The sequence below is a fragment of the Brevibacterium sp. K72 genome, from assembly GCF_050562175.1.
Classification (GTDB): Bacteria; Actinomycetota; Actinomycetes; order Actinomycetales; family Brevibacteriaceae; genus Brevibacterium; species Brevibacterium casei.
This window is the reverse complement of the sequence record NZ_CP191582.1, coordinates 2235142-2246775: the sequence shown is the minus strand read 5'-3', so window position 1 is coordinate 2246775 and position 11634 is coordinate 2235142. Positions and strand designations below refer to the sequence as shown.

General features: G+C 68.9%; 13 protein-coding genes and 1 tRNA gene. 5 read left to right on the top strand and 9 right to left on the bottom strand.

Annotated elements, in window-relative coordinates; all coding sequences use genetic code 11:
- Positions 1-228 precede the first annotated feature (228 nt).
- Together ACQ1RG_RS10045 and ACQ1RG_RS10040 are read left to right on the top strand one after the other, a co-directional pair.
- Positions 229-1122, top strand: a complete 894-nt coding sequence (locus ACQ1RG_RS10045; protein WP_009374537.1) for an SDR family oxidoreductase — start codon at positions 229-231, stop codon at positions 1120-1122.
- 85 nt (positions 1123-1207) lie between these two features.
- Complete coding sequence (locus ACQ1RG_RS10040; protein WP_009374535.1) at positions 1208-1480, top strand: hypothetical protein; 273 nt, start codon at positions 1208-1210, stop codon at positions 1478-1480.
- Between the two features lie 128 nt (positions 1481-1608).
- On the opposite strand, the gene ppk2 is transcribed toward ACQ1RG_RS10040, so the two are convergent.
- The gene (gene ppk2 / locus ACQ1RG_RS10035; protein WP_009374533.1) at positions 1609-2511 is read right to left on the bottom strand and encodes a polyphosphate kinase 2; all 903 of its coding nucleotides are present in this window, start codon (positions 2509-2511) and stop codon (positions 1609-1611) included.
- A gap of 91 nt (positions 2512-2602) precedes the next feature.
- Positions 2603-3874 carry an MFS transporter gene (locus ACQ1RG_RS10030; protein ID WP_430600090.1) on the bottom strand — a complete coding sequence of 424 codons (1272 nt, stop codon included), beginning with the start codon at positions 3872-3874 and terminating at the stop codon, positions 2603-2605.
- Positions 3875-4033: 159 nt separating this feature from the next.
- On the opposite strand from ACQ1RG_RS10030, the gene ACQ1RG_RS10025 reads away from it, so the two are divergent.
- Together ACQ1RG_RS10025 and ACQ1RG_RS10020 are read left to right on the top strand one after the other, a co-directional pair.
- Positions 4034-4107: transfer RNA gene (locus tag ACQ1RG_RS10025), tRNA-Leu, on the top strand.
- A 49-nt stretch (positions 4108-4156) separates the two neighbouring features.
- Positions 4157-4609: a hypothetical protein gene (locus ACQ1RG_RS10020; protein ID WP_009374523.1), complete on the top strand. Its 453-nt coding sequence runs from the start codon at positions 4157-4159 to the stop codon at positions 4607-4609.
- On the opposite strand, the gene ACQ1RG_RS10015 is transcribed toward ACQ1RG_RS10020, so the two are convergent.
- Positions 4566-4940: a winged helix-turn-helix transcriptional regulator gene (locus ACQ1RG_RS10015; protein WP_009374522.1), complete on the bottom strand. Its 375-nt coding sequence runs from the start codon at positions 4938-4940 to the stop codon at positions 4566-4568. The genes ACQ1RG_RS10020 and ACQ1RG_RS10015 overlap by 44 nt on opposite strands.
- A gap of 90 nt (positions 4941-5030) precedes the next feature.
- Here ACQ1RG_RS10015 and ACQ1RG_RS10010 point away from each other — a divergent pair, with 90 nt between their 5' ends.
- Complete coding sequence (locus ACQ1RG_RS10010) at positions 5031-5636, top strand: NAD(P)-dependent oxidoreductase (protein WP_009374517.1); 606 nt, start codon at positions 5031-5033, stop codon at positions 5634-5636.
- A 71-nt stretch (positions 5637-5707) separates the two neighbouring features.
- On the opposite strand, the gene ACQ1RG_RS10005 is transcribed toward ACQ1RG_RS10010, so the two are convergent.
- From ACQ1RG_RS10005 to ACQ1RG_RS09980, 6 genes are all read right to left on the bottom strand, one after another.
- Positions 5708-6562, bottom strand: coding sequence for a hypothetical protein (locus ACQ1RG_RS10005; protein WP_259821155.1), 855 nt, complete (start codon positions 6560-6562; stop codon positions 5708-5710).
- A 125-nt stretch (positions 6563-6687) separates the two neighbouring features.
- The gene (locus tag ACQ1RG_RS10000; RefSeq protein WP_009374431.1) at positions 6688-8061 is read right to left on the bottom strand and encodes an NAD(P)/FAD-dependent oxidoreductase; all 1374 of its coding nucleotides are present in this window, start codon (positions 8059-8061) and stop codon (positions 6688-6690) included.
- 81 nt (positions 8062-8142) lie between these two features.
- Positions 8143-9423 (bottom strand): S8 family peptidase, encoded by a 1281-nt coding sequence (locus tag ACQ1RG_RS09995; RefSeq protein WP_430600088.1) that lies wholly within the window; start codon positions 9421-9423, stop codon positions 8143-8145.
- Positions 9420-10358: an exopolyphosphatase gene (locus tag ACQ1RG_RS09990; RefSeq protein WP_430600087.1), complete on the bottom strand. Its 939-nt coding sequence runs from the start codon at positions 10356-10358 to the stop codon at positions 9420-9422. Before ACQ1RG_RS09990 ends, ACQ1RG_RS09995 begins: the two co-directional genes overlap by 4 nt.
- Before the next feature lie 9 nt (positions 10359-10367).
- A complete protein-coding gene (locus tag ACQ1RG_RS09985) occupies positions 10368-10889 on the bottom strand; it encodes a DUF501 domain-containing protein (protein ID WP_009374428.1) in 522 nt (173 codons plus the stop codon).
- The gene (locus tag ACQ1RG_RS09980; protein WP_040340891.1) at positions 10886-11389 is read right to left on the bottom strand and encodes an FtsB family cell division protein; all 504 of its coding nucleotides are present in this window, start codon (positions 11387-11389) and stop codon (positions 10886-10888) included. The genes ACQ1RG_RS09985 and ACQ1RG_RS09980 overlap by 4 nt, the downstream gene beginning before the upstream one ends.
- Positions 11390-11634: the final 245 nt, after the last annotated feature.

The window sequence follows — 11634 nt, the reverse complement described above, 5'->3', positions numbered from 1 at the left end:
CCGCACGGTCTCCCTCGGCGCGTGAGCGCCCCCACGGTTCCGGCCGGGTGGTCTTTCCCCTTCCACCCGGCCGCATCGCTGTCATCACCGGCTCCACGGTCGACCTCGGCGGAGGGGAGCCGGCGGCGCAGCCACCGTCCGGTCGGCCTTGCGCCCATGCCTCATCGTGACTACCGTTGAAGGCAAGGCACCATGCCGTATCGGAAGCACCCGACGAAGGAGCCGACAATGGCGGACCAGCTGACCTTCCAGAATCCCGTGACCCGCTACCCGGTCATCAGCCCACCCGAGCAGGACCAGCCGGAACCCGGCCTCGACCGCGACCTCGAACCCCAGACCGACCGCGGAGAAGACTCTTACCGCGGCACCGGCAGGCTGACGGGTCGCAAGGCGCTCATCACCGGCGGCGACTCGGGAATCGGTGCCGCCGTGGCCATCGCCTTCGCCCGGGAGGGCGCCGATGTCGCCCTCAACTACCTCCCCGAGGAGCAGCCCGACGCCGAGGCGGTGAAGACGGTCATCGAGGCGACCGGGCAGAGCGTCCACCTCCTCCCCGGCGACCTCAGCGACGCCCAGTTCTGCCGCGAACTCGTCGAGTCCGCAGCCAGCGCCCTCGGCGGGCTCGACGCCGTGGTCAACAATGCCGGACGCCAGATCTCCGTCGAGGACATCGCCGACCTCAGCGATGAGCAGTGGGATGCGACCTATCAGACGAACATCGCGGCGATCTTCCGCATCTCCAAGGCAGCGATCCCGCTGCTGCCTGCCGGTTCGACGATCGTCAACACGACTTCGGTCCAGGCCTACAGCCCCTCGGCCCATCTCATCGACTACGCCTCGACGAAGGCGGCGATCAACAACTTCACCAAGGGCCTCGCCCAGCAGCTGGCCCCGCAGGGCATCCGCGTCAACGCAGTCGCCCCGGGCCCGTTCTGGACTCCGCTACAGGTCTCCGACGGCCAGCCCAAGGAGGCGCTGCCGGAGTTCGGGAAGTCGACGCCGATCGGACGGGCCGGACAGCCCACCGAGGTGGCCCCCGCCTACGTCTTCCTCACCTCGCCCGAATCGAGCTACGTCATCGGTGAGACGCTCAACGTCAACGGCGGCGAGCCCTCGCCGTGACCGCCGCCGGCACCGGCGCACTCGCATCCCACAGACGCCGGGCACCCACGCCCGACGAACCACCACGACGAAGGAGGAGGCAGACATGAGCACCGACGATGAGCACACCACCGAGGAGACCGTTCCGGACAAGAGCTCGAAACCGGCCGTGGCAGAGACCACCGCACCGAAAGTCACTGTCGACCGCGACGAGCACTCCGTGGGAGGCAGTGCATCGAGCAGCGACGGGAAGACCGAGGAGCACGAGGTCGACTCGGAGAAGTTCGGCTCCGAGGACGCAGGTCCGGTCGATGTCGACGCCGTCCTCACGGACGACTCGTCATCTCAGGACGACGGACCCCCGGAGCCTCCGGCCTGAGCGCCCGAGACCCACCCCTGCCGACCAGCCGCCGATGACGCACCCGTCGTCGGCGGCTGGTCTGTGTCGTCGGCGGCTGGTCTGTGTCGTCGGCGGCTGGTGTCGTCGGCGGCTCGTGTCGTCGATGCTCAGTCGTCGACGGCGTCGCGTCCGCGGCGCACGAGAAGGGGATCCGGGGCGTAGACGACCGAGGTGTCCTTGCCCGCGTAGTCGAACTGGTTGAGGAAGTAGCGCATCGCATTGAGCCTCGCGCGCTTCTTGTCATTGCTCTTGATCGTGATCCACGGAGCGTGGTCGGTGTCGGTGCGCCGGAAGGTCTCCTCCTTCGCGAGTGTGTAGTCGTCCCACCGCCCCAGGGACTCGAGGTCCATCGGCGAGAGCTTCCATCGGCGGACGGGGTCGATCTGCCGGATGGCGAACCGGGTGCGCTGCTCGCGCTGGGTGACGGAGAACCAGAACTTCGTGACGTGGACGTCGGAGTCGATGAGCATCTTCTCGAACACGGGAGCCTGCTCCATGAACGTCTGGTACTCGGATTCCGTGCAGAAGCCCATGACCCGTTCGACATTGGCCCGGTTGTACCACGAACGGTCGAACATGACGATCTCGCCGCTGGTCGGCAGGTGCGAGATGTAGCGCTGGAAGTACCACTGACCGGCCTCCCGGTCCGAGGGCTTGTTGAGCGCCACCACCCTCGCCGCACGCGGGTTGAGGTGCTCGGTGAAGCGTTTGATCGTCCCGCCCTTGCCCGCGGCGTCGCGTCCTTCGAAGACGACGACGTGCTTGGCGTCCGTGTCCTGCCCCCAGTACTGGAACTTCAGCAGCTCGACCTGGAGGCGGTACTTCTCGATCTCGTACTCCTCCCGGTCCATGAGGTCCGGGTACGGGTAGCCTTCACGCCAGGTCTCGACGGCGCGTCCGAGCGGATCGATGAGCTGCGGGTCCGGGGTGTGACTGTCGGTGACCGTGTATCCCTCGATGCGCAGCTTGTCGATGTACTCGCGCAGGTTCTCGTTCGGCAGGATGGACACGGTCTCTCCTTCGCTTAGGCGGTGCCTGCACCGGGTGGGGATTGTGGGGAGCGGTGCCGGCAACTGGGACGGTATTGGGTCGAGGTGAACATCAGGTTATGCGATCGATGTCGCCTTTCGGAACCAGCCCTGCCCCGATGAGGGGGAACACGGCGACGATCGCGAACGACAGCGGGTATCCGAGCACGGTGATGAGCGCGCCGAGGCCGGGCCCGACGAGGGCGGAGACCGCGAACTGTCCCGTGTTCTGGGCTCCCAGCGCCTTCCCCGACCAGCGGGGGCCGGCCGCTTCGGCCACCGAGGCGAACGCGAGTCCGTTGTCGGCGACCGACACCGTCGAGGCGAGGACGAAGACGATCCCGGCGATGACGGGGAGAGAGGTGAGGGAGACGAGGGCGAGGCCGGCCGTGAGTGCGCAGGCCGCGACGGCGATGACGCGGATGAGGCCCACTCGAGTTCCGAGCGCGTCCGAGGCACCGCCGACGACGAGGCGCCCGAGAGCACCGGTGAGCTGAGCGGCGGCGACGATGCCTCCGGCCATCGCCGCCGAGACGCCCTGGTCGGCGATGAGCCAGATGAGTCCGTACGTCGAGAATGCGAACTGGGGGACGACGAGGAGTGCGGAGACGACGTGGATGCGCCAGAGGAAGGCATCCGACCGGTAGGGATTCCCCGCCGAGGCTGCGCCCCCGCTCTGCCTGTCACGATCCGTCTCCTCGGCTCCCGCACTCCCCCGAACCCCGTCGTCCTCGGCGGTGGGCGCGAGACTCGGGGCCGCCTCGGCGGGGGGAGGATTGCGGACGAGGAGGACGCACACGATCGTCATGAGCGCGGTGACGGCGGCGGCGAACCAGAGGTAGGCGGCGATGCCGCCGGCGGCGGCGACGGGTGGGACGGTGAGGGCGGCGAGCGCAGTGCCCAGGGGCTGGGACATCTGCCGGATGCCCATCGCAAGCCCCCGGCGGTGTCGGGGGAACCAGCCGATGACGACGCGACCGCTCGCCGAGTTCACCGAGGCGGCTGCGGCACCCGAGGCGGCGATGGCGACGGTGAGCAGGATCGGTGAGCCGGCGACGGCGACGGCCGCAGCCGAGGCGAGCGCGGTGAGGCCGAGACCGAGTGACATCGCGAGCCTCTCCCCGAACCGGTCGGCGAAGGCGCCCCAGGCGATGAGCGTGAGGAGAAGTCCGAAGCTCGGGGCCACCGCGACGGTGCCTGCCTGGGTGAGCGAGTAGCCGAGCTCGCGGGTGAGGTGCGGGATGAGGAAGGCGGGACCGGTGATCGCCACCGTCGCCGCCATCTGCGAGGCCACTCCGACGACGAGGATGACCCAGGCCTGTCGGCTGGGCGGGGTCGGGGTCATGGAGGTGACGCTAGTCCCGGTTCACGATCTGAGGCAATCCATCTCAAGGGATGACCTCGAGGGCGCTGCCGTCGGTGGCAGCCGATCCGGAGGACGCGCGACCGCGCACCCGGGAACACGGGACGGTAGAGTGAGTGCTGGCGATGCGACGGCGCTCCTCCCCCTATAGCCCAATCGGCAGAGGCAGTCGACTTAAAATCGATTCAGTCTGGGTTCGAGTCCCAGTGGGGGGACCCATGGAATCGGCTCGCCGCGTTCGCGACTCTCGGGCATGATGGCCCTATGACTTCTCTCCTCCTCTCCCCCGGGCAGCCGCCGCAGCCTGTCATCGGCATCGACGACCCGCGCGCCGTCGATGCCCCAGGCCCGGCAGTCATCGTCACCCCGTCCGAGGAGGACGCCGCCGGACGATCCGCTGCACCGACCTCGCGACCGCTCGCCTACCGCGAGGCCGGCGGGCAGTGGCATGTCATCGGCTCCGAGGCGGCCGATCACTGGTCCGCCCTCTCCCCCGAGGTGAGCGACCGGCTCCTCGCCGATCGCGCGGCCGGCCTCGACGTCGAGGAGTTCAAGGCGATCACAAACGGGGCGAGTGCGTCGATGATCACGAACAACTGGGTGCACTCCGGCCACCCCCGCCGGTATCGGATCGCCGGGGAGCTGCGCGAGCTCGCCGAGGTGGTGGCCGCGCTCAGCGGCCGGCCGCCGACTCCTCACGCTCCCGATTGTCGGTGATCGCAGCAGCATTGAGTTCGGCCCAGCGGCGCAGAGTGGCCACGGGTTCGCGCAGTGAGCGCCCGAGGTCGGTCAGCCGGTATTCGACACGCGGAGGCACCTCGGCGTAGGCCTCCCGGGTGATGAGCCCGTCGGCGGCCAGCGATCGCAGCGTCGACGTGAGCACCTTCGGGGTGATGCCCCCGATCGCCAGGCGGATCTCGTTGAACCGCAGCGGCCCGTTCTCGAGGACATCGATGATGAGCACGGTCCACTTGTCGCCGATCCGATCGAGGATCACCCGCGTCGGACATTCGGGGTCGAAGGCGTTGCCTTCCCAGCTGATTCCCATGGAATGGCTCCAATAGTATCTTTGAGGTATCCGGTATCCAAAGCATATCTTTGTGATGTCAACTCAGCAACACCGTCGAAAGGACTCACCATGAGGATCGCACTCTTCGGAGCATCGGGAATGGTCGGCTCGCGCGTGACCAAGGAAGCCGCCGATCGGGGCCACGAAGTCACCGCCATCACCCGCTCGGGCACCGAGGTTCCCGGCGCCGCACGCAGCATCACGGGCGAGATGGGCGACGCCGCCTTCGATGCGCAGATCGTCGCCGATCACGACGTCATCGTCTCGACCACCGGCCCCAGCCGCACCGGCGGCGACCACGGAGAATGGCTCGATGCCCTCCGCACCATCGCCGCCGCCAGCGGCGACACGCGGATCTTCGTCGTCGGCGGCGCCGGGTCGCTCCTCGTCGACGGAGTCATGCTCAAGGACACTCCCGGCTTCCCGGAGGAGTACAAGGCCGAAGCCGAGACCGGCACCCGCGCCCTCGAGATCCTCCGCTCAGGCGACTACGAGCCGTGGACGCTCATCTCCCCTGCCCCGGTCATCGCTCCGGGAGAGCGCACCGAGAAGTTCACCGTCGGCACCGATTCTCCGGTGGGCGATGCGATCTCCGCGGAGGATTTCGCCATCGCGATGGTCGATGAGATCGAGAAGCCCGCGCACATCAACTCCCGCTTCACCGTCGCCAACTGACCCGCCTCTCGCCGAGGCGGCGGCCGGGTCCCGCTCGGCCACCGCCTCGGCGAGGTCCCGCCTCGGGGAGGTCAGTCGAGCGAGTAGTCCCGGGAGGAGATCGCGAAGCCGTGGTCGCCGTTGACGCAGACGACACCGCGGTCCTCATCCGTCGTGCAGGCGATGCCGCGGACGATGAGGAGCTCACCGTAGCCGAGCACCCGCGTCTGCGTGCCCCAGCCGCCGGAATCGGAGAACTGGGTGAACGTCGGATCCCCGAAGGCCGCGAACCGGGCGGCGCCCCTGGTCCCGAGGACGATCGCCGTCGGCTGCTGCCGCTGGCCCATGTATCCGACCTCGGGGAGGTCGTCGGGGAAGTTGAGGTTGTCGCACCCGACGCCGTCGGCGGCGAAGCTGCAGTGGTGCTTGCGGGATTCGGTGGTGAAGTAGATGCCCTCGGCACCCGTGGCCGTGCCCTCGTAGTCCCACGGCCGGACGTGGTAGCCGGCGGGCGCCTCGACGGAGGCGGGACGGACGACGAACCGCTGCGGGCCCTTCTCGCAGGCGAGCGTGAGACCGTAGTCGGCGACCTCGGCGTCCATCGGGAACACGCACTGCCACCCGTCGACCTGAGTGCCGTGCCCGGATTCGTCGACCGCGTCGTCTCCGCGGCCGAACGCCCCGACCGCCCGCATCGCCTCACCGCAGTCCGTCTCCGGCGTCCCCTGGTAGACACTCTGATCCTCCAGGGGTGCAGGAGCGGTGCCGCAGTGCCCGCGGGGCAGCGGCTCCTCAGCGGCCGTCGGGGTGCCTGCGGCCGGTGGCGCCTCCGCCGCCGAGGCGGTCGTCGCCTCGGGCGCGGGTGACGCCTGATCCTCCCCGCCGACTCCGCAGCCGCCGAGCAGCAGGGCGACCACCAGGGCTGCGATGCCGACGGTGCGCTTCATGGACTCAGAGTAGCCTCATCGCGAGTCCGCGGACCCGGCGGAGACCCAATCGTGACCTGAAACGACGACGGCGCCGGAAGTGCGAACACTTCCGGCGCCGTCGGCGCGTCAGTCAGAGGCGGACCTCAGGCCGAGACGGCTTCCTTCTTGGGAACCGGCTTCGACTCAGCGGCCTCAACGAAGGCCTTGCGGGGCACGTCGAGGTCGACGAGCGCCGAGTTGTCGCGGCCGAGCGCGAAGTTGAGGATCCAGTTGCCGAAGACCTTGACCTTGCGGTCGATGCTCGGGATCGCGTAGCCGTGGTAGGCACGGTGCATGAGCCAGGCGAGCAGTCCGCGGGCCTCGAAGTCGCCCATCTGGGAGACGCCCTTGTAGAGGCCGAGCCCGGCGACCGAACCGATCGTCTTGTGGAAGTACTGCTTGAACTCGGTCTCACCGCGCAGGGCGGCGAGGACGTTCGCTGCGAGCACCGGGGCCTGGCGCACCGCGTGCTGTGCGTTGGGCACGCAGTATCCGCCGACGCCGCCACCGGAGAGGTCGGGCACGGCGGCGTTGTCACCGGCAGCCCAGGCACCCTCGACGACGCCGTCTTCGCCCTCGACACGGAGATCGGCGCGCACGGTCACGCGACCGCGCTCGTCGATCGGCAGGTCGGAGTCGACGAGGACCGGGTTGGCCTTGACGCCGGCAGACCACACGATCGTGTCGGCGTCGAACTCCTCGCCGTTGGAGAGCTTGATGTGCTTGTCGGTGCAGTCCTGGAGGAAGGTCTCGAGGTAGACGTCGATGCCGCGCTCGCGCAGGTGCTCGACGACCCAGCGGGCCTGAGCCTCGCCGACCTCGGGCATGACGCGGCCGAGGGCCTCGACGAGGACGAAGCGGACGTCAGCCTCGGTGAGGGTCTCGTACTGGGAGATCGCGGAGCGCACGACGTCCTCGAGTTCGGCGAGGAGCTCGATGCCCGCGAAGCCGCCGCCGACGAAGACGAAGGTGAGCGCCTTGCGGCGTTCCTCGTCGTCCTCCATGAGGGCGGCGTCGGCGAGACGGGAGAGGAGGTGGTCGCGCAGGGCCACGGCTTCCTCGATCCGCTTGAGGCCGATCGCGTTCTCCTTGAGACCGGGGATCGGCAGGGTGCGGGCGACGGAGCCGGCGGCCATGATGATGTGGTCGTAGTCGAGCTCGAAGGGCTCGTCGTTCTCGGGTTCGACGACGACGAACTTGTCGGCGTGGTTGATCGACGTCACCTTGCCGGTGATGACCTCGGCGCCGGGCAGGTTGCGGCGCAGCGGCACGACGGCGTGACGGGGTTCGATCGAACCGGCAGCCACCTCGGGGAGGAAGGGCTGGTACGTCATGTACGGGTTGGGGTCGATGACGGTCACGGTGGCTTCACCGCGGCCGAGATTCTTCAGCAGATTCTGGGCCGTGACGAGACCGAGGTATCCGCCGCCGACGACGAGGATGCGTGGACGCAGTTTCGAGTTTCTGATGAGAGCCATAGCCCCATCCTAGGCCCTTGTGAAAACTTTCACTAATCATCCGACGACGCCCCAGATGAGACGCGTATCACGCCCTCGGGATCAGCGGCGGCGACGCAGGTGGACGACGAGGGAGAGGACGATGAGGCTCAGGGCGACGGCCCCGCCGACGCCGAGCGTCCAGTATCCGAGGGTCGGCGTCGACTGGGAGGAGACGACGTCGGTGGGTGCGACCGCCTTCTGACCGCCCTCCTCGGTCGGGGCAGCGGTCTCGGTCTCGGTCGGATCCTTGTCGGCGCGACGGTGCATCGTCACCCAGCTCGAGAGCGCCTCGGCGGCACTCGGCACCGAATTCGGCACGTCTGCCTTCATCGCCGCCACGGGGTCGAGGCGGCCCCAGCCGACGATCGGATCCGGCTTGTCCGCAGTGCTCTGACCCTTGTAGCCCTTCACCGGCTTGGCGGTGGTGAGCAGCTTCGCCGCCACCTCGTCGGCACTGAGGTCGGGGTTCTCCGCGCGGATGAGGGCGGCGACTCCGGAGACGACGGGTGCTGCGAACGAACACCCCTGGCCCTCGGCGTAGCCGCCTGAGTAGTACGGGATCGGGATGTCGGCCGCCGGTCCCATGAGGTCGACGGCGGTCCCCGGTGCGGTCGAGGCGTCGAGCACGCGTCCGTTCTTGCCGAGACCGCCGACGCCGATGACGCCGGGCACGGTCGAGGGCGACCACGCCTGGGTCGCACCCTGGGAGGCGTTGCCGACACAGGCGACGACGAGGACGTCCTTCTCGTACGCGTAGGCGAACGCCTTGTCCCAGCTCTCCGGCCACGCGGGATCGTCCCAGCCGAGGGACATGTTGATGACCTTCGCGTCGTTGTCGACGGCCCAGCGGACGGCTTCAGCCGCCTGCTCGCGAGTCGAACCGGACTCCTTCGGGCGGTCGGGTCCGAGCCACATCGAGGCGGAGAGGATCTTCGCGTCGGGGGCGACGCCGACGGGACCCGGCCCCTCCCCCTGGCCGGCGATGACGCCGGCGACCGCGGTTCCGTGGTGGATCGTCTCCTTGCCCCCGATCGGGGTCGTGCCGTCCTTGCCGAGTCCGCTGAAGTCCTTGGCCTTCGTCACCACGCCCTTGAGGTCGGCGTGGTCCTTGTTCACCCCGGAGTCGATGACGGCGACGTTGATGCCCTCCCCGGTCGAGGTCTTCCACAGATCGTCGATGCCGTAGTCCTCGATGAACCACTGTCCGGGCCCGGCCTTGGGCGCGGCGAGAGCGGGCTGGGCGGTGCCGACGATGAGACCCATGACGAGTCCGATGAGCGCGAGCCGGCGCGCACCGGCGGTGAGCCGGCGTCCCGTGGTGCGTGCGGTCGGGTGGGTCATGAGGCGAGGTCGAGGGCGATGCCGTCGAGGATGTCGGTCTCGGACACCGTGATCGCCAGCTCGCCTCCGCGGGTGCGGACGGCGTCGTCGACTCGGGAGACCGTGCGGGCGAAGATGAGGCCGCCGGCGGCGATGACGTCGACGCGACCGGGATGCATGTAGGGCAGTGCGGCGCGGGCGTCCCGATCCATGCGCACGAGGTCGTCGGCCTGCCGCTCGATCTCGGAGACGGTGAGACGGGCCCCGTGGATCCGCTCACGCTGGTAGCTGTCGAGTCCGAGGATGCCGGCGGTCAGCGTCGTCACGGTCCCGGCCACGCCGATGAAGGTGCGGGCGGCGCCGAGGTCGACCACCTCGGCGGCGTCATCGAGGTGGGTGTCGATGTCGGTCACCGCCGCCCGGATCTGCTCGCCGTCGGGCTGGTCGGAGGCCATGTGGCGTTCGGTCAGGCGCACGGAGCCGATGTCCATGCTCACCGCGGCCTCGACGTCTCCGGTACCGAGGACGAGCTCGGTCGATCCCCCGCCGAGGTCCATGACGAGGAACGGGCCCTCATCGGCGCTGCGTCCGGCGGTGGCGCCGAGGAAGGACAGACGGGCCTCCTCGTCACCGGTGATGACGTCGGGGACGACGCCGAGGATCGCGAAGATGCCGGCGAAGAACTCGTCCCGGTTCCTCACGTCCCGACTCGCCGAGGTGGCGACGAAGCGGATCCGCTCCGGCGAGTACTCGGCGGCGAGCTCGGCGTACTCGCGGGTGACGGCGAAGGTGCGCTCGAGGGCCTCGGGGGCGAACTCCCCCGTGGCGTCGACGCCCTGGCCGAGCCGGACGATGCGGGTCTCGCGGCGGAGTTCGGTCATCGCGCCGTGGTCATCGATGTCGGCGACGAGCAGGCGCAGCGAGTTCGTTCCGCAGTCGAATGCGGCTACGCGCATGGTCTCCTCCTAGTCGGTCGTCTCGGCGGGGGTGACGGCCGGGGTCGGGACGTCGTCCATGAACGACAGGGCGCGGTCGCCGATCGGGTTGACGCCAGGGCCCGCAGCCAGGGCATGGCCGACGAGGGCATGGAGGCACTTGACCCGGGTCGGCATGCCGCCGGCGGAGAAGTCGGCGATCTCCTCGACCTCGGCGATGCCGGCGGCCTCGCCGATCTCCGCCCGCACGGCGAGGTAGGCCTCATGGGCACGTCGGTACGCCTCGGCGAGGGTCTCGTCCTCACCGAGCTCAGCGGTCCACTCGGCCATGATGCCCGAGGCCTCCAGGCGCGAGCTCTCGGCGACGAACGCCGGATGGGTGAGGTAGAACGTCGTGGGGAACGGGGTGCCGTCCTCGAGCCTCGGGGCCGTGGCGACGACGAGCGGCTCTCCCGTGGTGCTGCGGGCGGCGATGCCGACGACACCGCGGGGAATGCGTCCGAGCTGCTCCTTCAGCGTCGCGAAGTCCGCCTCGGTGCACTCTGTGATCATTGACCGGTTCCCGTCGTGTTGCTCGAATTGCCGACCTCTTCGATCGACTCCAGCAACTCAAGGTACCAGGGTTGACTGCGCTGTGGGGACACTGTGTCCGAATCGTCATCCTCGCTCGTCTCCTGATTGGTGACGATGACGGCGTTCTTGCCCTTCTCGACGTAGTACTGCTCTTCCCGGGCCTTGCGCGCGATGTGGGTCGGGTCCTTGAGATCCTCGTTCTTCTCCCGCAGCGCCTCGACCTCGGAGCGGGTCGCGTCGATCTCGTTGTTGAGCGCCGCGATCTGCTGCGCCTGCTTGAGAGCGGAGTTGATCGAGGGCAGGAAGGTGACGAGGACGATGGCGAGCACGGCGAGGAACACTCCGGCCTGCCACGACATGCGGCGCCCGCGCGCCTCACGCTGCGCGGGCACCTCGACGACCGGCTTGGGGCGACGCCGAGGGGAGGCTTTGCCGGGGGCCGTCTTCGGGGCAGATCTTCTCGGTTTGCTCGGAACCATGACTCTTCCTAGTGCGACCGGGGATTGGGAAGGCAGTCGCAGTACTGACAAGTCTGCCGTGTCGACTTCGCCTCGGCGAGGATTTCGCCGTCGTGGCGTGTTCGCGTCCTCCGCCCGGGGAAGGCCCTCCCAACAGGCCGCACGTCCTACCCAGAGCGGCGAATCACACACTTCGCAGCACACACAACCCGGAGCTCAGCTTCCCGCACCCGGAGCCGCATGTCCTACGTTTGCACGGGGATGAT